We start from the raw sequence: 26,229 nt of genomic DNA, 5'->3' as shown, positions 1-26,229 counted from the left end.
ATGTATCAAAAAATTTTAATTAGATATGGCGAACTAACCTTAAAGGGCGATAATAAAAAAGATTTTATTCAACAACTTAAAAAGAATTTGGCCATGTATATTCAAAAAGACGACATAAAAGTTGAATATGATCGTGCGTTTATAAAATATAGTCCTGAAAATTTCGAAGCACTTAAATATATTTTTGGAATTTCTTCATATTCACCCGTTTTTGAAGTGAAAAACAATTTAGAGGATATTGAAGAAGTTGTTAAAAATATTATTAAAGAAAAAACATTCAACTCTTTTGCAATTGATGCAAGAAGACACAACAAAAACTTTCACATGAGTTCATCGGAATTAAATATGCATTTTGGTGGTGTGGTTTTAAAAAACACTGAAAATAAAACAGTTAATTTAAAATCACCTGACCTTAAAATTTATATTGAAATTAGAGATTATAGTGCTTATATTTTTATCGACTATGTTTATGGTCTAGGTGGCATGCCAGTATTTAGCTCAAGTAAAACACTGCATCTAATCAGTGGTGGAATTGATTCACCTGTTGCGGCTCATTTACTTCAAAAAAGAGGTCTTGAAGTTGTCTTTTTAAACTTTATTACGCCACCTCACACTGATAAATTGACAACAGATAAAATTGATCGCATCATTAATCAAATTACTAAATATCAAGGGCAAGCAACCTTATACCAAATCAATTACACAAAGATTATGAACTACATTGGCTTAGTATCAAATCAAAAATATAAAATTACATTAATGCGTAGAAGTTTTTACCGTATTGCTAATAAAATTGCTAATAAATTCAATATCAAAGCTATATCTAACGGAGAAAATTTAGCCCAAGTTGCTTCACAAACCCTTGAATCAATTTATACCATTTCAGAAGTTTGTGATTTGCCTATTTTTAGACCACTTCTTTCTTTTGATAAAAATGAAACAATAAAAATAGCTGAAAAAATTGACACAATGGAAATTTCAATTCAAAGAGCTTGCGAAACTTGCGAACTATTTGCTCCTAAAAACCCCGTTACCAAACCTAATCGTGAAGAAGCTAGACGTCTTGAAGAAGAGCTAAATTTACTAGATCAACTTGAAGACGAAGTTATTAACGAAATGCAAATCAAAAAATATACAATATAAAAAATAAACTCCGATTTTTATCGGAGTTTTAAAATTAAAAAAGATAATAAAAAAAAGCAACGACCTATCTTCCCTCTTGGTATTTTCGGCACTGAAGGGCTTAACTGCTGAGTTCGGAATGGAATCAGGTGGGACCCCTTCGTTATGGTTGCTATGGTATTATTATACACATTTTTAAAATGTTTTACAAAAAATTTATTTTTTTTATTTTTCTATTTTTGTCACTCTAATTCATCTTTAATTTCTAAGTTAGAAATATCAAAACCTTTATAAGCTAAAAGCTCTTTTAAGATATTGTCATTAGTTGAAATAAGTTGAATATTATCAAAGTGCTTTATTAAGTTCAAAAACTCATAATATAATATATTTTCTTTTGAAAAAGTTATTTTATAAATATCATCTTCACTTTTTTCAACTTTTATATATTCATTTTCTAATTTAATAACTTTTTCTTCATTATCAAATTTAATAGTAATAAACGGGTTAAATGAATTCTTGAAATAATTTTCTAAAAATAATAAATTTGGATTTGGAGATTTGGGTTGTGAAGCAACGAAATTAAAAATATAATCTAGACTAGATAATCTTGATGATTCAAGTATTACATTAATAAGTCTCTTATTAAATTTATTATTTTTAAAGTCTAATAACAATTTATTTTTCTTGGTAATTAATTTATTAATATGACCAAAATCTGATTTTAAAACAAAATATAAAACTCCCGATATTGCTATATACGCACACATGATAAAGAAAGGAATAATTATATAAAGACTCGGCATAACTTTTTGTTGAAAGCTTTTTCACCCAAATATAAACAAAATAAAGAAAGGAATAAATAAAAGAATATTGATATTGGAAATATAATGAATAATCTCAAATTTCTTTCAGTTATTTTTCAATCTTTTAAACTCTTGATAAGTATTCACGATATTCCTTTCTTATAAATAAATAAAATAAATCCATTTTAAATATCAACAGCCTCTTTCCCAGTCAGCGTTGAGAAAATTTGTCATTTAAAATAATAGAAAAGCAGATAATTGACCAATAATAAACATTAACACTCGACAATATAAATATAATCGATAAAGAAATTGTCGATCAAAAATAAACATTGGTTTTAATATCGCTCCTTAAATTGATGTTTTTAATGCTTAGAAAAAATAAAACACCAATAGCGCAAAATAATGCTAATTGCAACAGATATTTAACAAACAAAATTACTTGAATTTTCTTATTCATAACCCAGTCCTTTCCTTCGATATATTACTATTAAACGAGTATTTATATAATTGTAAATCATTATCATGCAAGCTTCTTCAATTTATTAAATTAGATGCTTACATTGATATTAATTTTCTCTGTACTAATATATTTTAATAATTAAATTTTATTCTTATGCGAACTTTTTGCATCAATATTTTTAATCAGTGAAATCTTCTAAGAATGAATGAAAGTTTTCATAAACTTCTAGACTTTCATTTTCTTTAAAGTTATTTAAAAAGTCATAATATCTATATTTATCTTGATATGGTACATTTAAAATTTTTAAATCATTTGCTAAAAACATTAACATCATTAAAAGCCTTCCGCTTCTGCCATTGCCATCACTAAATGGATGAATTCATTCATATTTTCAATGATATTTATAAATGGCAAAATACTTTTCTTTGTCAGTTTTTGCCAAACTAATATCTTTTAAATATTCAAAATTAATAGTATTTAACTCACCATAGACGTTTTTATAATCGCATGTTTGAAATTTTGATCCCGATATTTTATTGTTGTTTTGTTTAAATCTACCATTATCAGAAATAATATTCTTCATCAGCATAAAATGTAAATCTAATATAAGATTATTAGAAATTTGAAGGTGTTTATAACGGTTGAATATATATGACAAACAATTATAATAATTCTTTATTTCATATGATTCAATTAATGTTTTATCTTTATTATATTGATCATTCAGTATTAAATCATAACATTCGTCTAAACTATAACTATTGCCTTCAATAGCGCATGAACTATGAACTAAAAAAATCTTTAATTTTTCATTATCTTCAATTTGCATAATTTACCTCTATTATTATTTTAAATGAATATAAAAAAACTGGTTTAAACCAGTTTAATTTCCGCCCAATTCTTTTGAATCTTTTAGTTGTGGGAATAAAAGAATATCACGAATTGAATCATTTTCAGTTAATAACATAACTAAACGATCAATTCCAATACCACATCCACCAGCAGGAGGCATTCCATATTCTAAAGCATTTACGAAATCTCAATCAATTTCATTAGCTTCTTCGTTTCCAGCTTCTTTTTCTTCTAATTGAGCTTCAAAACGTTCTAATTGATCAATTGGATCTGTTAATTCGGTAAACATATTTGCAAACTCTTTTTTACCGATGAATAATTCGGCTCTTTGAGTAAATCTTTCATCATCTAATTCTTTAAATGCTAGTGGTGAAATTTCAATTGGGTGTCCGTATACAAATGTAGGTTGAATTAAAGTTTCTTCAACATATTTTTCAAATAATTCATTGATTACGTGTCCTAATTTAAAGTATTTTTCAACTTTAACACCGTGTTTTTTAGCTAACGCAATTGCTTGTTCATCATTTAATTCTCTTACATTAACTCCAACTTTTTCAGAAACAGCATCAACCATATTTAATCTTGCAAATGGATATTTAAATTCGATTTCCATACCGTTAAATGTAACTTTATTAATGCCTAATTTTTCTGTTAAGTGTTTGAACACACCTTCTGTTCTGTCCATCATTCCTCAAATATCTGAGTATGCTTCATAAAATTCGATTGATGTAAATTCAGGGTTATGTGTTGTATCAACACCTTCATTTCTAAAAATACGACCAATTTCATACACTCTTTCAAGTCCACCTACTAATAATTTTTTAAGTGGTAATTCTGTTGCGATTCTTAAATAAAAATTACGATCTAATGCATTGTAAAATGTAACAAATGGTCTAGCTGCTGCTCCACCTAAAATAGGGTGTAATACAGGAGTATCAACATCTAAATAATCTAAATTATCAAAGTATTCTCTAACACCTTTAATAATTTTTGTTCTTAATTCAAAAGTACGACGTGATTGTTCATTAACAATTAAATCAACATATCTATAACGTCTTCTATCTTCAATGTCAGCTAAGCCGTGGTATTTATCTGGTAAAGGTTTTAATGCTTTTGTTAATAATGTTAAAGATTGAGCTTTAACCATTAAAGCGTTGGTGTGTGTTTTTGATAGTAAACCTGTAGCAGAAACAATATCACCTAAGTCTAATTGGTGTAATAATTCTAATGTTTGCTCATCTAATGTTTTTTTATCGATGTAAACTTGGATTGTTCCGTATCTATCTTGTAAAACGATAAATGGTCCACGTTGTGCAACAACACGGCCGTTAACTGTTTCAGTTAAGTTTTGTGATTCAATTTCTTCTCTTGTTGAATTTGAAAATTGTTTTTCAATTTCTAATGAGTTTGTTGTTGGTTTGATAGTTGCATTAAATGCTCTAATTCCATTTTTTGCTAATGATTCGATTTTTTCTCTTCTAACTTGTTCTTGTTCTGTAAATTTTCTTTCCATTTTGATTCCTTAATTTTAATATTAAAATTGACTTACATTTATGTCAATTAATTAAATTATATATTATTAGTTATTAATTGGTATATTGTGTTATAAGTTATTATAAAAATAAACGTCAATGGGGATAAACCTAATACATTTAAAATTAGGTAGGTTTTATAAACCTAACCCCAAACTCTTCCGTGCAAGCTTAAATGAGCATTCATTTCTGAATGCTAATAAAACAAAATTAAATAAAGTTAATTGTTTGCTCATTTAAACTCCTTGAAAACTTTGAATATTATAATATATTATTTTTTTTATGTTTAATTTTTGTAAATTTTAATACAAATGTGAATTCTCAAATATTTTGCTACATTGTAATTCTCAATCATTTTGCAACATCCTATAGTTTAAAATCATTATAGGAGGTAAAGTGAAATATAAAAAAATAGAAATCCAGAATTTAACAGATTTTGAGAAAAAAAGAAAAGATATTTATACAGATATAACTAATGGAAAATTAAAAATAAACCAAATCGCCATAAAACACGAGGTTAGTCGTTTTACAGTTTCTAAAATTAAGAAATCTATAAATTTTGACGGAACATTTAATGTCTCGCACAAAAATAAAGGAAATAAATATAGACAAAAGTTTAGCGATGATCTTGTAGATTCTGAAATTGAAAAGATCAGAGATTTTAGCTCTTTTGTTTTTGATTAACCTACAGATAGAACTAAAAATGTTACTATGGCTATTTATTATAGAACAAAAGGTTCAATAATGTCTTTAAAAACTCTTTACAGACGTACTTTAAAAAGAGGATATGCAACAGAACACTCGCACAAATCAACTAGAAAAGAAGCTAAAAGAAACGCAAGAAATATTTTAAATGACGCAGTTCCAGAAACAATATTTTATTATGCAATAAATAGCAGATTAGAGAATCTTAAAACAATAGAGAAAAATGCGGTAATAAAAAATACCTGGAAAAATCTTTCTCCAGGCATGATCGTTGAGATTGATGCTACGCCAGACACAATGGGGTTGGGTGAAACTTTTCATACTTACCACGCTATTGACCCTGCCACTGGTAGGCTTTTAGCAGTCCATGTGTCTAAAGAAGAAACCAATATTGGTTATATGAATCTGCTTGAAAAACTTTTTAGAACACACGGAATTCCGCAGATTATAAAGACCGATAAAAGAACAACTTTTTGAAAAAAGAGTCTTCATACACACCTATTACTGAGTATTTGCGATCTTTAGGCATCGAAGTTCAATCTTCTAGTGTTCCGCAATTTAAGTCTTTTGTTGAAAGGTCTTTTAAAACTGCTCAATTAAATTATCCCATATTCTTTAAAACAAAGAATATAAAACATTGAACAGAAATAAGTAAGATTGAAGACGAATTAATAAATCACTTTAATTCTATATCTCCAAAATTAGAAAGAAATAGTGATAAAAACTGTTTTAGAAAAATAAATGAAGGCGACCCTGGTTGGTATGTTGATTATCATTTTAAAAATAAAACTCATTCAGGTGCAGTTAAATACCTAAACGAATATTATGCCCCAGTTGATACTAACGGCAATAGAGTTAATTTTTCAAAAAAAATAAAAGTTTTATTTTGTATGAACTCAAGTGGTGAATATTTTTTCAAAACTCCAGAAAATCGTTACAAAGCAAGCAGTGATTTATCTAACTTTAACTCACAAGAGATTTTTTTAATAGGCAAAAATCTTGACGTTTGAGATGATTTGGCTTATAAATTAAGTTTGATAGTCGTAACGCATAAGTCAGTAGTTTCAACATTTACTGATAAGTTTAATTACTTGATTAGAAATTTAGAAAAATTTAAATTAAATACTTCGGGTTTAAAAGAAGAAATGAACCACTTAAAATCAATGTTTAAAAACGCAATTAAAGAAGTAGATAATAACCTATCTGAATATTTTAAGTAGATTTTAATTTTTATTTTAAGATATACAGATTTAAAAAAAATAATAGCAAAGTATAACACTTTGCTAATTTTTCCTGATTACTGGCTTAAATTTTTAGGTCTTAAAAAATAAATTTGATATCATAAGTTTAATAAACATTTTTAAACTATAAAAATGTTGCAATTTGATTAAGAATTAACATTTTTTATGTTTAATTTTTGTAAATTTTAATACAAAAAGCAAGTAAAATATTAATTAATGGTCATGTAGCTCAGTGGAAGAGCATAAGCCTCCTAAGCTTAGGGTCACAGGTTCAACTCCTGCCATGATCGCCATATGAACAAAAGATCGGATCACGTTCTTTTGTTTTTTTAAATAAAATTTAGTCGATCATTTTCTAATTTAAAAGCTACATTCAAAAAATAAAATATTCGGTTTTACGCCGAATATTTTTTATATTATGCATTTTGTTTTGCTACAAATTTAGAAACAATTTCTTTTGTTAAATCGTCAATAAAGAAATAATTTGATGGAGCTGGTTTTTGACTTGCTAATTTAACAAATTCTTTTAAGGCAGTAAATTTATCTTGATTTAGTACTTCTTGAACTTTCGTTAATAAAGTTGAAACTTGAGTCTTATCTTCAAATGATAATGGATAATCTAAAACCTCAACAGCTTGATATAACTCTATTAATTTTTCTGAATATTTTTTGAATTCTTGTGAAACACTAATATAGTATAAATTGTTATTAAAGTCATTGTTGCTTTCTAATGAAGAATTAACTTCTAATAATTTGGCTTTAACTTTTTCTACGTCAAAGGTCTCTTTTTGATAAATAGGGTCATTTGATTGTAAACTTGCTTTATTTGGTTCTATAAAATCAGTTTTGAACTCGTTATAGTTTGCATCTAATCTAGTGTTCATTTTTTCTTCAAGACTATTATTTACATGCTCTATTAATTTCAACATAAAATTAGTTTTTATATTTTCTTTTGTATTGTATTCGTTAGCTGAGTTTTTAGGTTTATCTACTTCACCAGCATTAGAATCTTGTCCTTGATTTGCTCCTGAATCAGGTTGCTTTTCAGGTGTGTTTTGATTTGCGTCGCCACCAGTCGAACCTTCATTTCCATTTGTTGAACCTTCTGGTTGATTAGAAGAAGAACCGCCTTGATCAGTCCCTTGATTTTCATCTTTTTTATCATTAGTTCCAGTGTCTGTATTTGAAGAGTCATCATTTTTATTTGTTTCTTCTGTTTTGTTTTCAGTATTTGCATTTGAATCTTGTTTGGATTCTTCTGCTTTCTGATCGTTTTTATTTATATTTTCAGTTTCTTTATCTTTTTTATCTTCTGTTTTGTGATTATCATCTACATTATTTGGTTGTTCTTTATTACAAGATATTGCCGCAACTGGCAACACTGACAACGAAGAAAAACCAGCTATTAAAAATGACAATTTTAAAGATTTTTTCATAATTAACCTCCTAAAAATATTTTTCAATTATAGCACAAAACAATTAAAGATGACCCATTAGCGATTTTTTAACTAGAAAAACAATAAAAAAATAAGCCGAAAAATCGACTTATTAAATATTATTAAAATGATTTTGCTAATTCGTCAAGTTCAGACTTTCTTAATTCAACTAAATCAGCTGGTGTTTTTTCATTTAATGGAGCTACTTTAACACCATGGTATAGAAATGTTGGGTTTAATTTAGCACCTAAGAAGTTTCAAATACCTTCTAAAAATGAAACGTGGCTAGCTCATGCATATCATCCTAAAGGAGCGCCTTGTGTTGCTAAAACTTGAACTTTTAAATTGTCTAATAGACCGATTGATCCGCCGCTTTTTGAATATTTGTATGAAAATGTTTTGTCAGGAACTGAAATTCTGTCAAAGAAGTTTTTAATTGTTACTGGAACGTTGTAGTTAATCATTGGTGCATTCATAATAACTTTATCAACAGTTTTTAATAAATCAATATATTTTCCTGATAGTTCTTCGTTGTATGTGTTCATCATATTGTTTGATGATTGTGAAACTAATGCCATTTCTTCGTTGTTTAAATCTAATGTAATAATTTCATCATTTGGGTTTAATTCTTTATATTTGTTCACGAAATAGTCTAATACTGCAGTTGAAACTGAATATTCTTTTGGTAATGGTGAACCATATAAAACTAATACTTTTGCCATATTATTCTCTCCTATAACTTTTAATTTAATGTTTTAATGCTCAAACATTATACTAAAAATATATAAAAAATTTCATTTTTAGCATTTTTTAATGTATTATTTCGCATTAAAATAAAAAAAATCGGAACATTTCCGATTTTAAAATTTCATTATTATTTTGCGTTTTTCATTGAACGCATAACTTGTTTAATTTGCGCTTCTGAAGCTTTTCTTCCCATTTGTTGAAACATGACTCTAATCATTTTTTCAGTAATAGGCGGATTTTCTTTAAGTTGTTTTTTAAATTTCTTTTGAGTAATTCAAATACCTAAAAATGCTCCTAAAGCACCAAATAAAATAGGTAAGATAACTAATAAAGCAATTGCTCAACCTGGCACCATATTTTTCCTTTCCAAATGCATATATAAATTAATTATTTATTATTTAATAAATTAACTAAAACCATTATACCATAAATAAGTTGCAACATAAGTGCTAAATAATTATGGATTTTAATATTTAGTTTTTCTTAGATGTATCAGTTTTTAATATTGCTAAGAAAGCTTCTTGTGGAACTTCTACTGTTCCAATTTGTTTCATCCGTTTTTTACCAGCTTTTTGTTTGTTTAAAAGCTTCTGACGTCTGGTAACGTCCCCACCGTATAATTTAGCAGTAACGTCTTTACGATAAGCTTTAATAGTTTCTCTTGCAATAATTTTCGATCCAATTGTTGCTTGAACCGGAATTTCAAAGTTTTGTCTCGGAACAACAGATTTTAATTTTTCGGTTAATTCACGACTTTTGTTGTAAGCAAAATCACGGTGAACAATCATAGATAAGGCATCAATTTTTTCACCATTTAAAAGAATATCAACTTTTACTAAGTCACTTTCTCTTAAGCCAATGTAATCATAATCAAATGATGCATATCCTTTAGAATAACTCTTCATTAAATCAAAAAAGTCAAATATTGTTTCATTAAGTGGTAATTCGTAAATTAATCTACGTCTTGTATCATCTAGATATTCAATGTCCACATACTTGCCACGTTTCGATTGACATAGTTCCATAATCGAACCTAAATACTCTTCTGTAAGCATAATATTTGCCCTAATATAAGGCTCTTCAATCATTTTTATTAAACTTCTATCCGGAAATAATGAAGGGTTAGTTATATATTGAATATCTCCGTTTGTTAATGTAATGACAAACTCAACTGAAGGTGCTGTTGCAATAATATCTAAATTAAACTCACGTTCTAATCTTTCTTGTAAAACATCCATGTGTAAAAGACCTAGAAAACCAATTCTAAAACCAAAACCTAGTGCTTTTGAAGTTTCTGGTTCTCATACTATTGATGAATCTGAAAGACTAATTTTCTCTAATGCGTCTTTTAAGTCATTGTAATCACGAGTATCAACTGGATAAAAACCAGTATAAACAACAGGTTTTAATTTTTTATAGCCGGGTAATGGGAATGCTACTGGATTATTAGCATGTGTTATTGTATCCCCAACAGCAACATCTTTAACATCACGAATTGAAGCGGCAATTCAGCCAACTTCGCCAGCTGATAATTTATCTGTTTTAATCTCGTTAGGGTTTTTAACACCAAGTTCAGTAACTGTATATTTTTTCTTGGTTTGCATGAAATAAATTTCATCACCAATATTAACTTCACCATTAAAAATTCTTGTATAAATCACAACGCCACGATAGTTATCAAAATAACTATCAAAGATTAATCCTTCAAGCGGTTTGGTTGTATCCGCTTCTTTTGGGGCTGGAACACGCTGAATAATCGCTTCAACAACTTGATCAATATTTAAACCCGTTTTAGCCGATATCAAAATAGCATCAGAGGCATCAATACCTATGATATCTTCAATTTCTTTCTTTACTCTATCTGGATCAGCACTAATCAAATCAACTTTATTAATAATCGGAATAATTTCTAAATTATTTTCAATAGCTAAATAAACATTAGCCAATGTTTGAGCTTGAATGCCTTGAGTAGCGTCAACTAATAATAAAGCACCTTCGCAAGCTGCTAAACTTCTTGAAACCTCATAAGTAAAGTCAACATGCCCTGGTGTATCAATTAAATGAAATACATAATCTTTATATTTGATTTGTATTGCATTTAGTTTAATTGTGATTCCTCTCTCTTGTTCTAAATCCATAGAATCTAAAATTTGAGGTTTAGCTTCACGGGCGGTTATTGTATTAGTGAATTCCAAAATTCTATCAGCTAGAGTACTTTTCCCATGGTCGATATGGGCTATAATAGCAAAATTTCTAATCTTATTGTTTGTCATAATTCTTTAAAATTATATTTTAAACTTGGCTTTTTTTATAAAAAACGATTTAAGTGTGTTTTTAAATTGATTTATTGTTTAATTTAAAAATAAATAATTAGACATATCTAAGCTAAAAATTAAAGAAATAAAACAAATATTACGATTAACAAAATGAACTAAAAATTTATTAAAAAAACTAGGCTCACCAAAGCCTAGATTATTTTATTTTTTAATGTGCTATTCAGCTATATTAAATTGGGGTTTAAACATAAGTTAGGATAGTTTAAAACTGCCCAAAAATTTATATAAATAAACAATAACTTAATTTATTAGACTTTTCGTTGTCATCTAAGCGCATCCACAACAATTTTCTCGTTGTTTTTAATTTTGTGAAAATTAATTAATTCGTTTAAGATATTATCATTCGTTTCGATTTTATTTATATCATTAGTTTTTAATCAAATTAAAAATTTATAGTAATCTAAATTTTCAACCTTAAAAACAAATTTATAAGTTAATTTATCTACTTCTATAACATCGATTAAATCAGATTTTATTTCATCTATATTTTTAATGTCTTCATTAAACACAACATTACAAAATGGGTTACCAGAACTTTTCAAATAATCTTGTAATGATTTTAACATTTGCTCATCAAGGGCAAGGTTATAATCATCATTATATAAAATGTAATTTAATCCGCCTGATTTTGCAGTCATATTTAATACTTCGATATTCTTTTTTACTTTTTTAGTTTTAAAATTAAACAACAACTCAAACTTTTCATTGACTAAAAAGGCTAACTTACCAATATTATTCTTTATTTTTTTATGATAGTAATTCTTAAGAGTATAAAATACTGAAATAAATATTCATAAAGCCATAATAAAAGTAATTGAATAAGGATTGATTAAAATTGGCAAATAAATAAATGCCGAAGATCAAAATACTATATTAATTAATGAACTTATTAAGCATAAAAAATTGAATGTATAAATTAGTTTTTTTCATTTTCTGTAAGTCTTAAATTCCATTTATAAATACCTCAATTTCTTTTTCTAACTTTCTATATGACGAATTTATCATTCTTATTTTTTTAAGTTTTTTATAAGTCATAAATATAGAATACTTGTCTTCGCAAACAAGAGCGCTGCAAAAATATAATAGCCTAGTATTTGATATATACAATATTATGTATACAATAAATAAAACCATAAACGATGTTAACAGAGTTGCACTTGTAATAGTTGTTATGCTAATAAATTTTTCTACAGGAGTTTTATAATGCATTAAAAATATGGACACAACCATAAAAATAATATATAAAAATGGATAAATTGTAAAAACAAGAATTCCTAAAACAGTATTTAATTTTTCTTTTTTTTGACAATCTCTTAATAATTTCTCTTTCATTTTGCTCCTTTTGTTTTATCATTATTTTTTTATAAAATTTTACCAAATTAATCATAGAAGAGTAATTTTCATGTATAAAATCCTTATTAATTTTAATACGCCCTTGAGTTGGAAATTATTATAAATACATGAATATGTAAATACTCCTATAAAGATATTGTGAATCTTTATTAAATTACTTTAAAACACATGTAAGAGTATTTTAGTTTAAGGTAATAAAATGTATAAAAGCATTGCAGTAATTTATGAAAATAAAATTGTGAACTAAAAACCCAGTGCACAGTGGAATAAATTTTGAATATATAGCTGAATTCGAAGTAAAAAATAGTTACCCCGATTTTATTGTTGTTAAAAATGATCATTATATATATTTAGAAGTCAAGAAATACGAGGAAGATATCAATAAAGAAAAGACAAAAATTTTGATTGAAGAATATAAAAAATATACAAAAAAATAACTTAAACTCAAATTTAAAAATCACACTGGCAATTGTTTGTGTCAATGTTGATGGTCAGGAAATTAAAAATGATTCTGAACATAATTTTTACATATACGGCTCTAGTTCAATAGAAAAACTCAATGAAATACTGAAAAAAACAGATAAAACATATCAAAGCAATAACTTTTTACTAAAAATACTAAAGGCATAGAAATATTAAAAAATCTGAACCAAAATAAAGTTCAGATTTTTAATTATTCTATGCATCTTCATCAAACGAAGAGTGGTATAGTTTTTCATAAAAACCACCAAGTTTAAGTAGTTCTTTATGAGTTCCTCTTTCAATAATTTCTCCGTCTTTTATAACTAAAATTTGATCAGCGTTAATAATTGTTGAAAGTCTATGAGCAATAACAAATGAAGTTTTACCTTTCATTAATTCAAACATAGCTGCTTGAATATTTTTTTCAGTTCTAGTATCAACATTTGAGGTTGCTTCATCTAAAATTAAGATATTTTTATTAGCAATAATAGCTCTAGTAATTGCTAAAAGCTGTCTTTCGCCTTGTGAAAAGTTCGAGCCACCTTCTTCGACAATTGTATTATATCCGTCTTTTAATTGCTCAATAAAATCAGAAGCTCTACTAATTTTTGCGGCTTGCATTATTTCTTCTTCGGTCGCATTTTTATTAGCATATTTTAAATTTTCCATAATTGAAGTTTTAAATAAAAATGTATCTTGTAAAACAATAGACATTTGGTTTCTTCAACTGTGTTCATTAATTTGCGATGAATCATAACCATCAATTAAAATTTGACCTGAATTTGGTAAATAAAACTTGCTTAATAAATTAATTATTGTTGTTTTACCTGCACCAGTTGGGCCAACAATGGCAAATACTTCACCTTTTTTAGCTTTAAAGCTTGCATTTTTTAGTTGCAACTTATCACTCTTCTTATCATATGAAAATGAAACGTCTTTAAACTCAACATCACCTTTAATATTATCAATTAGACCTAATTTTGACTCATCAATTTCAGGTTTTAAAGCAATAACTGCAAATACACGAGTGGCTGACACTGATGCAGTTTGTATACCAGCAAGGTTTTCAAATGTACGTCCTATTTGGTTTGACATCATTCTAATATAAATCATAAATGAAGCAATTATACCACCATTAAATGAAGAATTAGAACCTGTACCAATTCCTGCTAAAGTAAATGCCGAAGCAATACCAACAATAATTAATTGTAAAACATTTGTAACAGCATTAGCATATGGTCAAATCACACCTGAATATAGACTGGCTTTATACATTGATTTAAAAAGTTTTTTATTTCTAATTTCAAACTCTTCATTAATTGATTTATTTTGATTAAATGATTTAATAATGTGATGAGCCGCTAAGTGTTCTTCAATATAACCATTTAAATTAGCTACTCTTTTTTGAGTTTTTCCATATTGAGGTATTGCTTTTTTCATAATAATAAATGCAATACCGAAAAATAGTGGAAATAAAACTAATACGAATAATGTTAAATAAATTGAATAATATAACATGAATCCAAGTGATGTTAAAACAGTAAATATAGTTGAAATAATAGCATTAAGCGATCCGCTAAGACCATTAGAAACGTTGTCGATATCATTTGTTAATATTGACATAAGTTCACCACTATTAACAGAATCAAAAAATGATATTGGCATATTCATAATAGCTTTATATGCATCGTTTCGCATTATTACAGCCGTCAATACTCCCGCCCTAACGGATAAATCACTTGATAAATATCCAAATATTTGCTGAACAATATATATGGCAATTAACCCTAAAATTACTCCTAAAAATGTTAGAGCATCAAAATTGTAATGTAAGAAGTTAATAGTTAAATAATTATTCATTATATAGCCCATAAAATAAATTCCTACACTTGATAGCATTGCCGAAATAAACGTTGTCAGTATTATTGCAAAAAACATTCCACGACGGTAATTTAAATATTTAATCAATTTTCTAAAACTTTCTTTTTTAATAGAAGATTGTTTTTTATAAAAAGCCTTTTTCTCAAGTTTAGACATATCTTTAATTTTTTTATCAGATTTAAGGGGATCTAAATTAAGCATCTTCACCTCCTAACTGAGAAACTGCAATTTCATTATATAAACTGTTTGTTTTTAATAATTCTTCATGTGTACCTTGGGCAATGATTTTACCATGTTCAATTACTAAAATCTTATCAGCATCAATAATTGAAGAAATTTTTTGTGCAACAATAACTGTTGTTATTTTTTCTTCTTTGAATTCTTTTCTAATATTTGATCTAACTAAGGCCTCAGTTTTAGCATCTAAAGCAGAAGTTGAGTCATCTAGAATTAAAATTTTTGGTCTTCTTATAATGCCTTGAGCAATTGAAAGTCTTTGTTTTTGGCCACCTGATAAATTAACACCCTTTTGTTCAACTTTGTGATCAAAACCTTCTTTAAATCTGCTTATATATTCATATGCGCAAGCATTTTTAGAAGCATTAATTATTTCTTCATCAGTTGCATCTGGTTTAGCAAATAATAAATTGCTTTTAATAGTTCCACTTAAAAGAGCAGGCTTTTGATAAACGTGTGATATATTATTACGCAACGATAGTGTATCGATTTCTCTAATATCATTACCATCAATTTTTATTAGCCCATATTGCGATTTAAAGTCTAAATTAATTAGTTTTGCAATAGTACTTTTTCCAGATCCAGTTGGTCCAATAATCCCTAAAATTTCTCCAGGATTTACTGAAAATGAAATATCTTCTAAAACATTTTTTTCTGAATTTGCATAATATCTAAATGACACATTTTCAAATTCTATTTTTCCATTGGTAATAACTTTATCTGATTTAATAAATTTAATATCTGCTTCTTTATTCAGGATTTCTAAAATCTTTTTAGAAGCTACACTAGCTCTAAAAATTGTAAAAATAACAAATGAAGACATAACAACACCTATTGTTATAAACATTACGTAGTTTGTAAATGTTGTTGTATTTGTTATAACATTTTTGAATTGAACAGGGTCTTCTATTGATCTCGAATTCAAACCAACCACATATAAAATAAAGGCTGTTGCCAAGTTTGCAAATATATTAATTAAGTTAAAAGTAATATTATATGAAGCCCATGATTTTTTAGAAACGGCTTTTCAACCTAAATTAACTTTTTCAAATTTTTCAGATTGCAACATCTCCATGTTATATGATTTAATAACCTTAGCTCCAAGAATATTTTCTTGACTTTCAACATTCATTGAGTCATACAATTTTTGTTCTTTTTTAAATAAAGGAACTAAATAAGCTCCCGAAGCAATAATTGTAATTGCTAAAACCGGAATTAAAACTCCTAATACAATTGATAATTTTAAATCCGTTAATAATGAGAAAACTAAACCAAATACTAAATTAAACGGACCAATAATCATTGTTCTTAATAATGTCATTAATCCAGCTTGAATACGGCTTATATCAATTGTAAATCTAGTTAAAATTTTCGCATGAGTAAATGCTTCAATATCTTTTTCTGATAATTCACCTAAATGTTTTCAAAGTCTATATCTTATTTGTTTTGCTCCCGCAGTATTAACATAAGAGGCTATAATAGCAGCTAATATACTTGATGCTGTTCCTAAAATTAATGCTATTGTAAAGCTTACTGATAGTCATTTTAAAGCTTCTGCAATGTTAGCATATTCAAAATCAATTTTTAAAATAGTAACAGTTTGTTTAAAAGTATCAGGTATACCATTTACTTTCATTACTGCTTGTTGAGCAATAAAACCCGTCATGTGACCAACAAATATAGGTATTAATAAAAATGCACCTACTTGAATAAAAGTCAGAAATACGGCTAGCCAAGAAAGTCATTTGAACTTTGCATCCATGTATTTATATAATCTAAGCATTGTACCTCCTTTTCATTTAATATTTAATTTCAATAAAAAAGCAACACGCTTTTATTTAAAAAATGTGCTTGCTTCTTTTGCTATATACATTTCTTCTTCAGCTCTAATTACGTATATTGGTAATTCGCTATCTGCTGTAGATATTAATTTATAGTCTTTAAAGTTACGATTTTTGTTAGCCTCGTCATCAATTTTTAATTTCAATAGATTTATATTTTTAATAACACTTTCACGAACATAATCATCGTTTTCACCGATTCCCGCAGTAAATACGATTGCATCAACTTTACCCTTTATCTTATTTAAATATGTTATTAAATAATCGCTTATTCTTTGAGCATATAAGTCCATTGCAAATTGAGCTTGTTCGTTTTCTAATCTGGCCTTGCCAACATCTCTCATATCTGATGATAATTGACTAACGCCTAACATTCCAGATTGTTCATTTAACATTTTCATAACTTCATCAATTGTCATGTTTTTTTGTTTCATTATATAAGCTATGATTGAAGGATCAATATCTCCCGATCTTGTTCCCATCATAACACCTGCCAATGGTGTAAATCCCATTGATGTGTCAATCGACTGACTATTTTGTATAGCACACAAACTTGCACCATTTCCGATGTGTAAACTAACTACGTTTACACCTTTTTTACCTAAAATTTCTTCTGATTTTAAGGCAATATAATGGTGATTTAGCCCGTGAAATCCGTATTTACGAATATTCAACTCTTCAGTAATTGAATAGTTAATAGGATATGTGTAAGCAACTTTTGGTAATGTGCTGTGAAAAGCTGTGTCAAAATGCATTGTCATCTTTGCATTTGGCAACATTTCTTTAAAAGCTTTAATTGCTTCAATAGCACCTGGGTTATGAACTGGAGCTAAATCAATTGAATTAACTAAGTGAGTTAAATTTTCTTCAGTTACTTCACTTGTTTTTCTAAGATTTGGTCCACCGTTAACAACTCTAAAGGCTACTTGACCAATTTCGTTGAAATTGCTAATAATTCCTTCTTGTTTTCACATTTCAACTAATTTTTTAACTGTTACTAAAAAAGTTGGCAATTCAGTAATTGTGTCAGTTTTGTTTCCTTTGTAATCTAACGTTAAAATTCCACTTGCCATTTTTATTCTTTGTGCAACGCCTTTTGCTTCTACTTCTAATTTATCTGAAAATAAATTTCATTTAATTGAACTAGAACCAGCATTTATAACTAATATTTTAGACATTTAAATACCTCCCTTTAAGTATTTGACAAAATTATAAATAAATAATAAAAAAATGTTAAATATTACCTAAAAATTAATCGAAAAATACATTTTTATTTGCAGTTATGCATTTAAACGTTTTATTTACTAATTAAATGCTTTTTTTATATAATTAAACAATGAAAAATATCGAAAAAGATAAGTTGTTATTTAACTCCTCAAGAATTAATGTTTATGAAACTGAACAAGGGATAATATACGCTCAAAGACGAAATAAAGACAGCATTGCAGCTTTATGCTTTCGCAAAAATTCTGATAATTCAAAAGACTATTTAATTCGCTTTCAACCCCTTGTTCAAGTCGAAGATAATAAAAGTTGAGACGAATTATACCCTTGCCCTATTACTGGATCATTTGAAGAAAATGAAAGACCTTTAAACGTTGCAATTAGAGAAGTTTATGAAGAAGCGGGATATAAAATAAGCGAAAACAATTTAGTTAACCAATTAAAGTATTTTGCCACAACGCAAATGAATGAAACAGTTTACGGTTATATTTTTGACATTACAGGTTTAGAAAATGAAATTCCTCAAACTGATGGAAGTTTAATGGAAAAAATTTCTAAAAATATTTGAATGTCAGAAAAAGATGTTAAAGACATAATTGAAAATAGAAATAATTTAGCATCACTACCTTTGCTTTATTATTTAGATCAAAAAAATAAAAATGAGAACTAATATTTCCCATTTTTTTGTTTGTCATATTTGCCAACTATTCTCTTCAATTTAATTAATGAGTGGTTAAGTGACGACCTAGTTTTAAAAACATTTTTAGATTCTAAAATATTGCAAAGTTCTGAAAGACTTGAATCAATATTCTCTAACTTAGTTTCAAAAAAGAATACTTCATCATTTTTAAATAAAGATAAAAGATTATTCTTTTTAATAAAATCAAAATTTTTAATAAACAAAACATTTGCGTCCGCTATTCTTTGTTGATTATAAACATCAAAGTTTGTAATTCGATTTATATTATTATAATAATCACGTTGAATCTTTGAATCTTCAAAATTATAATATGAATCAATCGCTTCGATAGCTTTTAAAAAATCACAAATACTTTCAATTTTTTTACAATATAAGATATAACGATTAACTCTTTTAATCATTTTAAAAGCTAAGTCATGACTATTAAGAATTTCTAAAATAATTTCAGCAGTATCCTTATTATAAAACTTTAATTCCAAATGATTTGAAGTACTTAACAAGTCACTAATTGATCCACTTACTAAAAATATTCCTGAAAAATAGTCACGCTCTTTTTTTAAATTATTATTATTAAATGAAGATAAATCGATTAAAAAACTATTTTTTCTTGGATTTTCATATTTTATTGATAATGAGTCTAATAGTTTTTTAATATATTCAAATAATATTTCATTGTTTATTATAAAAGAAGAGGTTTCATTATCAAAATTAGAGCAGGCAATAATTCCGCTTAGTAAATTCTTTTTATCGCTAGTTTTTAAATTTTTTGCAATTAGTTCTTTTTTAACTTCTCAACTAAATGAATGTTGCATAATTAACCTCCTAATACAATATTATAATAAAAAAAGATAATAAAAAAAGCAACGACCTATCTTCCCTCTTGGTATTTTCGGCACTGAAGGGCTTAACTGCTGAGTTCGGAATGGAATCAGGTGGGACCCCTTCGTTATGGTTGCTATGGTATTATTATACACATTTTTAAAATCTTTTACAAAAAAATATTTTTTTATTATCTTTGTGAATTCTCAAATAAACGCTCATAAGTAATAATAAATGCAAAATGCTAATAAAATAAATTATAATTTATGTTGTATTAATTTTAAAAAATCACGGAGGATAATATGAAAACTAAAGTAGCAATTAACGGTTTCGGAAGAATTGGCCGTTTAATTTTTAGAAACATTATAAATGACCCTGAACTAGAAGTTGTAGGTATTAATGACTTAACAGACGCTCCTACACTAGCTCACTTACTAAAATACGATACAGCACACGGAAAATTCGACGCAGAAGTTTCAGTTAAAGAAAACAATATCGTAGTTAATGGAAAAGAATTCCCAGTATTCTCAGAAAAAGATCCTTCAAACCTACCATGAGGTAAATTGGGAGTTGATATCGTTGTCGAAGGAACAGGAAGATTCTTAACAATAGAAGATAACCAAGCTCACTTAAACGCAGGAGCTAAAAAAGTTTTAATTACAGCCCCAGCTAAATCAGATGGTGTTAAAACAATCGTTTACTCAGTTAACGAAGACATTTTAAGCAAAGAAGACGTTATTGTTTCAGGTGCTTCATGTACAACAAACAGCTTAGCACCAGTTGTTAACGTTTTAGAAAAAGAATTCGGTGTTAAAGTTGGTTTCATGACCACAATTCACTCATATACAGCTGACCAAAGATTACAAGATGCTCCTCACAAAGATCTAAGAAGAGCTCGTGCAGCAGCTTCAAACATTATTCCTACATCAACAGGTGCCGCTAAATCAATAGGCAAAGTTATTCCTGGATTAAAAGGTAAATTAGACGGAATTGCATTACGTGTTCCTACAATTACTGGTTCATTTGTTGACTTGACTGTTGAGCTTGAAAAAGATGCAACTGTTGAAGAAATTAATGAAGCTATGAAAAAAGCAGCTTCAGAATCATTTGAATTTTCAGACGCTCCATTAGTATCAAGCGACATTATTGGATCAAAAGCTGGATCAATCTTTGACTCACAACTAACAAAAATCATCGAACAAGATGGTAAAAAACTATACAAAGTTTATTCATGATATGACAACGAATCTTCATTTGTAAATCAATACATTAGAACATTAAAACACTTAGCTAAAGTTAAATAGTTTATAATTAAAAAACACCGTAGCGATTATCTCGCTACGGTTTTAATTATCTATTTTTTTTCATTAAAAATTTGTTCGAATATTTCGTCGTAATATTTAACTGGAACATATTCAACTTCTTTTTTAACTTCAGCAGGTACATCAACTAGATTTTTTCTATTATCTCATGGAATAAAGATTTTCTTAATTCCAAATTGAGTGGCTGCTAAAGATTTTTCTTTAAGTCCACCAATTGGCAATACTTTACCTCTTAAAGTAATTTCTCCAGTCATTCCAATATTTGCTGGCACAGGTTTTTTACTTAAAGCACTAATAATAGAAGTTGTAAATGTAACTCCAGCACTTGGGCCATCTTTTGGAATGGCTCCAGCTGGTACGTGGATATGAATTGAATTATTATCAAAATCAAAATCAATACCAAACTTTTTAGCATTAGCCCTTACATAAGCTAAGGCAATTTGTGCCGATTCTTTCATAACATCTTTTAGTTGCCCGGTTAATTTTAAGCCTTCTTTACCAGGGAATGTCGTCACTTCGATTGCTAAAGTTGATCCACCAAAACTTGTGTATGCCAAACCATTAACAACACCCACTTGTGCTTTATTTTCATTTTCATCGTCTTCGAATTTAACTGGTCCTAGAAAATCAACTACAACATCTTTATCAACTACAAAACTGTCGCTAATTTTATTATCTAAAATTCTTACAACAATTTTTCTAGCAATGCTGTCTAAAATTCTTTTTAGTTCACGAACACCACTTTCCCTTGTGTAATTTCTAATGATAAAATCTAAGACTTCATCATTAATTTGATATTGTTCAGATGTTAATGCATTTTGTGAAAACACTTTAGGTAATAAATGTGATTTTGAAATTTCAATCTTTTCTTTAACTGTATATGTTGATAATTCAAGTAATTCAACACGGTCAATTAAAGCGGCTGGAATAGAATCATAGTAGTTTGCTGTTGCAATAAATAGAACTTTTGACAAGTCGTATTCTAAATCTAAATAGTGATCTTGGAAGTTAGCATTTTGTTCTGGGTCTAAAACTTCTAACATTGCTGAAGTAGGATCGCCTCTAAAATCAGAAGACATTTTATCAATTTCATCTAATAAAATAACTGGGTTAGAAACTCCTGATTTTTTTATAGCTGAAATAATCTTACCTGGCATTGCTCCAACATAAGTTCTTCTATGACCTCTAATTTCTGATTCGTCTTTAACTCCGCCTAATGAAACTTTGATAAATTTACGTTTTAGTGCTTCAGCAATTGATTTTGCCATTGTTGTTTTACCAGTTCCTGGAGGGCCAATTAATGTTAAAATAGGAATATTATTTACAGGGTTATTTGTTGTTTGCCCTGCTTTATTAACAAATAATTTAGTATCAACGAAGTGTTCTGGATCATTTTTAATTGCTAAATATTCGTTATCACTGTTTTTGCCTTTTGTATGTGTTAAAACCGAAATAAATTCCAAAATTCTTTCTTTTGGTTTTTCTAGACCATAGTGATATTTATCTAAAACTTCTCTTACATGGTTAATATCAATTAATTCAGCACTTACTTTTCTTCAAGGTAAAGCCAAAATTAAGTCAATGTAATTTTTAGAAATATTTGCCTCAGGACTTGAAGGCATCATTGATGCAACACGAGCTTGTTCGGCTTTTAAAGCTTCTAAAACGTAATCTGGGTATTGTTTTTTAAGATCGTCATTTTTTTCAATCTCTTCAGCTTTTCTTCCGCCCTCGTCTTCTTTTAGCATTTTTCTAATTTGGCGCATTTTTTCACGCAAATAGAAATCTCTTTGTTGTTCTTCCATGTCGCCACGTAAACCATTATTTATTTCTTCTTCTAATGATTTCATGTGAGCTTTTCTTTGAATAATTCTAATTGCAAATAAATAAGTTTCTGAAATTGAGTTTTTGTTAATTAAATCAATTAATTCTTCTTTAGTATATTCCGAATCGATTAAATTCAATAATGTTCATACTTCGGCAGAATAGTCATCTCTGCTTGTTGGTCCTGAGTCACCCACTTTTTTAATAAAGTCCATCATTTTTTTAGTGATTGGATCAGCTAATGGCATTCCTTCCGAATCGTATCCCATTTGTGACGCAGTTTTAATAGCTTTATATAAATTGTCACGTAATAATTTAATTTGTTCATCTGAAGCATCAAAATATTCTTCATTTTCTAAATCAGCTTCAATATAAACACTCTTACCGTCAACAAGATTTTCTTTATCTATAGATACAATTTTTACTTGTTTATATAGTTCTAGTTCTAAATAATAAATACCTTTTTTGTTTTCTTGTTCAACGATTTTGGCTAACATACCAATTGGATGCATTTGATCTACTGATGTAATTTCAGCATCTTTAGCAACATCAGATTTAATAAATGTTAAAACAAAAGAAGATTCATAAAATTTATTAGCTTCTTCTAAAGCTAAAACTGAATTAAGTTTTCCAACTTTAATTTTTTCAAGAGTTCATGGCGTTGAAATTTGATTTCTAATTGCTATAAACGGACTTTTACTTATCATAATTTACCTTTCTATTAATAAATAATTTTTCTCTCAAAATTATCTACTGTTATTATATATATTATTTTTCGCTTCTTTTCATATCGGGAAAAATTAGCGAAAACATAATTTACTTGCTTACTATAACCAGTGCTGGTTTAATAGTTCTATCATGTAATTTGTAGCCAATATTTTTAACTTCTAATATTGTATCTTTATCAAAATCAGATGCCACTAATTCATAAACTTGGTGAATATTAGCATCGAACGCTTCTCCAACTTTTGGAATTATTTTACTTATTCCAAAGGAAGATAAAACATTTTCGATTTGTAAATATAACATATCAAATCCCTTGGCGAAATTTTGAACAATCGCATTATCAATATTTTCAGCAGCTTTAATTGCAATATCGAAGTTATTTAATGGTTGAATCAAATCTTCTAAAAACGATTGCAATGCATATTGTTTACTTTCTTTTAATTCGTTAGCTATATGTTCATCATTTTTTTTACGATGTTCATTAATTTGTTGTTGCGCTTTTTCTTGTAATTCGACTACTTGCTTTTTAAAGATATGTTCGTTGTCTGAAATATTTTTCTTCAAATTATCAATTTCTTTATTTAAATATTCTATATTTTTTTCTAACAATTCATTTTTGTCTAAAAGCTTCGCATTTTCTTCAAATAAAGAATGGAAAACAGGATCAGTCTTTTTATGTTTCAATATAACCAAGGTTAGTGTTTTACTATCTTTTTTATATTTTATTTCGTTTTTCTCTTTGTTATATTTCCCTTTAATTAAAGCTTCTTCAATCTCTTTATCTAATGAATTTGTATTAATAAAACCTTGATATTCATTTTCAGTTTTATCTTTTAAATTAAGTAATTTAACTGAAACATAATCATATTGTTTAAATATACTATCGCTCATATTTCCTCCTTATTTCTTATCCTTTATTAAATCTTCTAAGATTTTTAGCGTTTCAAATGATTCGTTGAAATCTAAATTTTTAGGTCCAACAATGCTAATCTCTTTAATATTCTCATTATTAGAAAAATTAATTCTCTTTGAAATAATGCTTAAATTAGGGCGTGAAAAATCTAATTTTAGATTATTATCTTCATCTAAGTTATTTTCAATTGCTTCTCATACCGAATGATTTTCAATTAGTTCTAAAATTTTTGCAATTTCTTCTCTTGAAATATCTTCTTTTAAAATAATAGCGTTTTTATTAAATGAACGTGTCTCGATTTTTTCTTCAAAATGGAAAATATTCTTAATAAACTTTTGAATAATTACTTCGTAGTTTTTAACTTGTTGAGCAAAAACAGGTGCTAAAGCAATGGCTTTTTGCGCAAGTTCAATTAACGGTGTATCAATTAGTCTTTCTTTAAATAATCTAATTGCTACTTTTAAATCATTGATTTCAATTGAACTGTCTAAAGTAAATAGTTTATTTTGAACATTACCAGTGCTAGTTACCATAACTACAACTGCAGAAGTTTCATTTAATGGCGTTAATTGAATGCTTTTAAGTGTTTCAGATTGATTATTAGAAGTGGCGACAACTGCAAAACCAGCCATTTTTGAAATAATGTTAGCCGCTTCATCTAAAGTTGAATCAACACTCAATCTTCGCTTAGCCAATAAATCTTCTAACTTTTGATTAAAGTAATCTTTGGCGTTGTAAGCTAAATATTTTGCATAGTATTCAAGTCCACTTGTTGAAGGAATTCTTCCACCCGAAACATGTTGCTTTTCTAAAAAGCCAATTTTTTCTAAGCTTGCCATCATATTTCTGATGGTTGCAGAGCTACAATTTAAGCCACATTCTGCTACTAATTTTTTAGAAGCAACAGGTTCTCCAGTTTTAATATACATATCAACAATTAATTTAAAATACTTAGATAGTTTTTCGCCTAAATTTTTATTTTTAATTTCAGACATTTACACTCCTCTATTTTTTAATAATATAATTTTAGCATTAAATTAGCACTTTATAACTTATATTGCTAATATTTTTTAAAATTAAAAAAATGCCGACTGGCATTTTGTACAATTTCTTGATATGGCGCGCCCGGCAGGAGTCGAACCCGCAACCTCTTGGGCCGTAACCAAACACTCTGTCCAATTGAGCTACGGGCGCATAATATGGAGCCACCAACCGGATTCGAACCGGTAATCGAGGTGTTGCAGACCTATGCCTTGGCCGTTTGGCTATGGTGGCAACACTTGGCATAATTGCATAATTATTATAATATATTTTTTTAAAAATGTAAAAAAATCTAGTTTATAGGCAATAATTTTTATTTTTCCAAATTAAATCACTATTAATATATTAAATATTTTTTTATTGCCTAATAAAAAATTCTTCAAATTTGATTGAATTTCAAGGTTTAGTCTTTAAAGAAATGAGATTTATTCTTTTATATAATTTATCTATAATGAACAATAAAAAGTATTTGTCAAAAATAAGATTTAATGGATTTAAAGATCAGAGCAATTAAGTTAATTCAAATATTGTCTTTTATATTTTTGTGTGTAAGAAAAGGATATCAAAAACGCATTATTAGACAAAATGTTTTACTAATATCGCATAACTCATTATTCTAATAATATATAATAATTTATTAACGTAATTT

The 26,229-nt window shown here is 27.5% G+C and carries 23 protein-coding genes, 3 tRNA genes and 2 rRNA genes; 8 read left to right on the top strand and 20 right to left on the bottom strand.

The features are described from left to right. Complete coding sequence (gene thiI / locus AB5V95_RS03055; protein ID WP_369085875.1) at positions 1 to 1,143, top strand: tRNA uracil 4-sulfurtransferase ThiI; 1,143 nt, start codon at positions 1 to 3, stop codon at positions 1,141 to 1,143. 51 nt (positions 1,144 to 1,194) lie between these two features. On the opposite strand, the gene rrf (AB5V95_RS03050) is transcribed toward thiI, so the two are convergent. From rrf (AB5V95_RS03050) to lysS, 4 genes are all read right to left on the bottom strand, one after another. After that, positions 1,195 to 1,299, bottom strand: a 5S ribosomal RNA gene (gene rrf / locus AB5V95_RS03050). 56 nt (positions 1,300 to 1,355) lie between these two features. Next, positions 1,356 to 2,072, bottom strand: a complete 717-nt coding sequence (locus AB5V95_RS03045) for a hypothetical protein (protein WP_369085874.1) — start codon at positions 2,070 to 2,072, stop codon at positions 1,356 to 1,358. A gap of 494 nt (positions 2,073 to 2,566) precedes the next feature. Next, the gene (locus AB5V95_RS03040) at positions 2,567 to 3,217 is read right to left on the bottom strand and encodes a Fic family protein (RefSeq protein WP_369085873.1); all 651 of its coding nucleotides are present in this window, start codon (positions 3,215 to 3,217) and stop codon (positions 2,567 to 2,569) included. Between the two features lie 54 nt (positions 3,218 to 3,271). Further along, positions 3,272 to 4,753: a lysine--tRNA ligase gene (lysS, locus tag AB5V95_RS03035; RefSeq protein WP_027122847.1), complete on the bottom strand. Its 1,482-nt coding sequence runs from the start codon at positions 4,751 to 4,753 to the stop codon at positions 3,272 to 3,274. A 415-nt stretch (positions 4,754 to 5,168) separates the two neighbouring features. On the opposite strand from lysS, the gene AB5V95_RS03030 reads away from it, so the two are divergent. The 4 genes from AB5V95_RS03030 to AB5V95_RS03015 all read left to right on the top strand — a co-directional run bounded on the left by AB5V95_RS03030 (position 5,169) and on the right by AB5V95_RS03015 (position 7,011). Continuing rightward, on the top strand, positions 5,169 to 5,456 hold the full coding sequence (locus AB5V95_RS03030; protein ID WP_369085872.1) for a hypothetical protein: 288 nt from the start codon (positions 5,169 to 5,171) through the stop codon (positions 5,454 to 5,456). A 27-nt stretch (positions 5,457 to 5,483) separates the two neighbouring features. Continuing rightward, positions 5,484 to 6,002, top strand: coding sequence for a hypothetical protein (locus AB5V95_RS03025; protein WP_369085871.1), 519 nt, complete (start codon positions 5,484 to 5,486; stop codon positions 6,000 to 6,002). Beyond that, positions 5,951 to 6,697, top strand: coding sequence for a hypothetical protein (locus tag AB5V95_RS03020; protein ID WP_369085765.1), 747 nt, complete (start codon positions 5,951 to 5,953; stop codon positions 6,695 to 6,697). Before AB5V95_RS03025 ends, AB5V95_RS03020 begins: the two co-directional genes overlap by 52 nt. A 239-nt stretch (positions 6,698 to 6,936) precedes the next feature. Beyond that, positions 6,937 to 7,011, top strand: a tRNA-Arg gene (locus AB5V95_RS03015). Between the two features lie 123 nt (positions 7,012 to 7,134). Here AB5V95_RS03015 and AB5V95_RS03010 read toward each other — a convergent pair. From AB5V95_RS03010 to AB5V95_RS02985, 6 genes are all read right to left on the bottom strand, one after another. Beyond that, positions 7,135 to 8,154 carry a hypothetical protein gene (locus AB5V95_RS03010; RefSeq protein WP_369085870.1) on the bottom strand — a complete coding sequence of 340 codons (1,020 nt, stop codon included), beginning with the start codon at positions 8,152 to 8,154 and terminating at the stop codon, positions 7,135 to 7,137. Between the two features lie 122 nt (positions 8,155 to 8,276). After that, positions 8,277 to 8,876 carry an FMN-dependent NADH-azoreductase gene (locus AB5V95_RS03005; RefSeq protein WP_369085869.1) on the bottom strand — a complete coding sequence of 200 codons (600 nt, stop codon included), beginning with the start codon at positions 8,874 to 8,876 and terminating at the stop codon, positions 8,277 to 8,279. A 152-nt stretch (positions 8,877 to 9,028) separates the two neighbouring features. After that, positions 9,029 to 9,253: a YneF family protein gene (locus AB5V95_RS03000; protein ID WP_027122850.1), complete on the bottom strand. Its 225-nt coding sequence runs from the start codon at positions 9,251 to 9,253 to the stop codon at positions 9,029 to 9,031. 121 nt (positions 9,254 to 9,374) lie between these two features. Next, positions 9,375 to 11,174 (bottom strand): translation elongation factor 4, encoded by a 1,800-nt coding sequence (gene lepA / locus AB5V95_RS02995; protein ID WP_027122851.1) that lies wholly within the window; start codon positions 11,172 to 11,174, stop codon positions 9,375 to 9,377. A gap of 311 nt (positions 11,175 to 11,485) precedes the next feature. After that, positions 11,486 to 12,190, bottom strand: a complete 705-nt coding sequence (locus AB5V95_RS02990) for a hypothetical protein (protein WP_369085868.1) — start codon at positions 12,188 to 12,190, stop codon at positions 11,486 to 11,488. Continuing rightward, on the bottom strand, positions 12,180 to 12,569 hold the full coding sequence (locus AB5V95_RS02985; protein WP_369085867.1) for a hypothetical protein: 390 nt from the start codon (positions 12,567 to 12,569) through the stop codon (positions 12,180 to 12,182). Before AB5V95_RS02985 ends, AB5V95_RS02990 begins: the two co-directional genes overlap by 11 nt. Before the next feature lie 245 nt (positions 12,570 to 12,814). Here AB5V95_RS02985 and AB5V95_RS02980 point away from each other — a divergent pair, with 245 nt between their 5' ends. Next, the gene (locus tag AB5V95_RS02980; RefSeq protein ID WP_369085866.1) at positions 12,815 to 13,027 is read left to right on the top strand and encodes a hypothetical protein; all 213 of its coding nucleotides are present in this window, start codon (positions 12,815 to 12,817) and stop codon (positions 13,025 to 13,027) included. Positions 13,028 to 13,268: 241 nt separating this feature from the next. On the opposite strand, the gene AB5V95_RS02975 is transcribed toward AB5V95_RS02980, so the two are convergent. The 3 genes from AB5V95_RS02975 to AB5V95_RS02965 are packed head-to-tail and all read right to left on the bottom strand — an operon-like array spanning position 13,269 to position 18,189. Further along, positions 13,269 to 15,134, bottom strand: a complete 1,866-nt coding sequence (locus tag AB5V95_RS02975; protein ID WP_369085865.1) for an ABC transporter ATP-binding protein — start codon at positions 15,132 to 15,134, stop codon at positions 13,269 to 13,271. Continuing rightward, the gene (locus AB5V95_RS02970) at positions 15,127 to 16,953 is read right to left on the bottom strand and encodes an ABC transporter ATP-binding protein (protein ID WP_369085864.1); all 1,827 of its coding nucleotides are present in this window, start codon (positions 16,951 to 16,953) and stop codon (positions 15,127 to 15,129) included. The genes AB5V95_RS02975 and AB5V95_RS02970 overlap by 8 nt, the downstream gene beginning before the upstream one ends. A 51-nt stretch (positions 16,954 to 17,004) precedes the next feature. Continuing rightward, complete coding sequence (locus AB5V95_RS02965; protein WP_369085863.1) at positions 17,005 to 18,189, bottom strand: acetate/propionate family kinase; 1,185 nt, start codon at positions 18,187 to 18,189, stop codon at positions 17,005 to 17,007. A gap of 158 nt (positions 18,190 to 18,347) precedes the next feature. Between AB5V95_RS02965 and AB5V95_RS02960 the strand changes: the two genes are divergently transcribed. Continuing rightward, the gene (locus AB5V95_RS02960; protein WP_369085862.1) at positions 18,348 to 18,905 is read left to right on the top strand and encodes an NUDIX domain-containing protein; all 558 of its coding nucleotides are present in this window, start codon (positions 18,348 to 18,350) and stop codon (positions 18,903 to 18,905) included. On the opposite strand, the gene whiA is transcribed toward AB5V95_RS02960, so the two are convergent. Together whiA and rrf (AB5V95_RS02950) are read right to left on the bottom strand one after the other, a co-directional pair. Next, positions 18,902 to 19,747, bottom strand: a complete 846-nt coding sequence (gene whiA, locus AB5V95_RS02955) for a DNA-binding protein WhiA (RefSeq protein WP_369085861.1) — start codon at positions 19,745 to 19,747, stop codon at positions 18,902 to 18,904. The genes AB5V95_RS02960 and whiA overlap by 4 nt on opposite strands. Positions 19,748 to 19,790: 43 nt before the next feature. Next, positions 19,791 to 19,895: ribosomal RNA gene (gene rrf / locus AB5V95_RS02950) — 5S ribosomal RNA — on the bottom strand. Positions 19,896 to 20,056: 161 nt separating this feature from the next. Here rrf (AB5V95_RS02950) and gap point away from each other — a divergent pair. Continuing rightward, complete coding sequence (gene gap / locus AB5V95_RS02945) at positions 20,057 to 21,058, top strand: type I glyceraldehyde-3-phosphate dehydrogenase (protein WP_027122960.1); 1,002 nt, start codon at positions 20,057 to 20,059, stop codon at positions 21,056 to 21,058. A 50-nt stretch (positions 21,059 to 21,108) separates the two neighbouring features. Here the strand turns inward: gap and lon are convergent, their stop codons facing one another. The 5 genes from lon to AB5V95_RS02920 form a co-directional block, all read right to left on the bottom strand. Continuing rightward, positions 21,109 to 23,607, bottom strand: coding sequence for an endopeptidase La (gene lon, locus AB5V95_RS02940; RefSeq protein ID WP_369085860.1), 2,499 nt, complete (start codon positions 23,605 to 23,607; stop codon positions 21,109 to 21,111). Positions 23,608 to 23,716: 109 nt separating this feature from the next. Continuing rightward, on the bottom strand, positions 23,717 to 24,517 hold the full coding sequence (locus tag AB5V95_RS02935) for a nucleotide exchange factor GrpE (protein WP_369085859.1): 801 nt from the start codon (positions 24,515 to 24,517) through the stop codon (positions 23,717 to 23,719). 9 nt (positions 24,518 to 24,526) lie between these two features. Continuing rightward, a complete protein-coding gene (gene hrcA / locus AB5V95_RS02930; RefSeq protein WP_027122957.1) occupies positions 24,527 to 25,534 on the bottom strand; it encodes a heat-inducible transcriptional repressor HrcA in 1,008 nt (335 codons plus the stop codon). A 122-nt stretch (positions 25,535 to 25,656) separates the two neighbouring features. After that, positions 25,657 to 25,733 (bottom strand) — tRNA-Arg (locus tag AB5V95_RS02925). A gap of 6 nt (positions 25,734 to 25,739) precedes the next feature. After that, positions 25,740 to 25,814 (bottom strand) — tRNA-Cys (locus AB5V95_RS02920). Between the last annotated feature and the right edge of the window lie 415 nt (positions 25,815 to 26,229).

Source organism: Metamycoplasma spumans, from assembly GCF_041026625.1.
Classification (GTDB): Bacteria; Bacillota_I; Bacilli_A; order Mycoplasmatales; family Metamycoplasmataceae; genus Metamycoplasma; species Metamycoplasma spumans.
The sequence above is the reverse complement of the archived record's forward strand: the minus strand, read 5'-3'. Positions and strand labels throughout refer to the sequence as shown.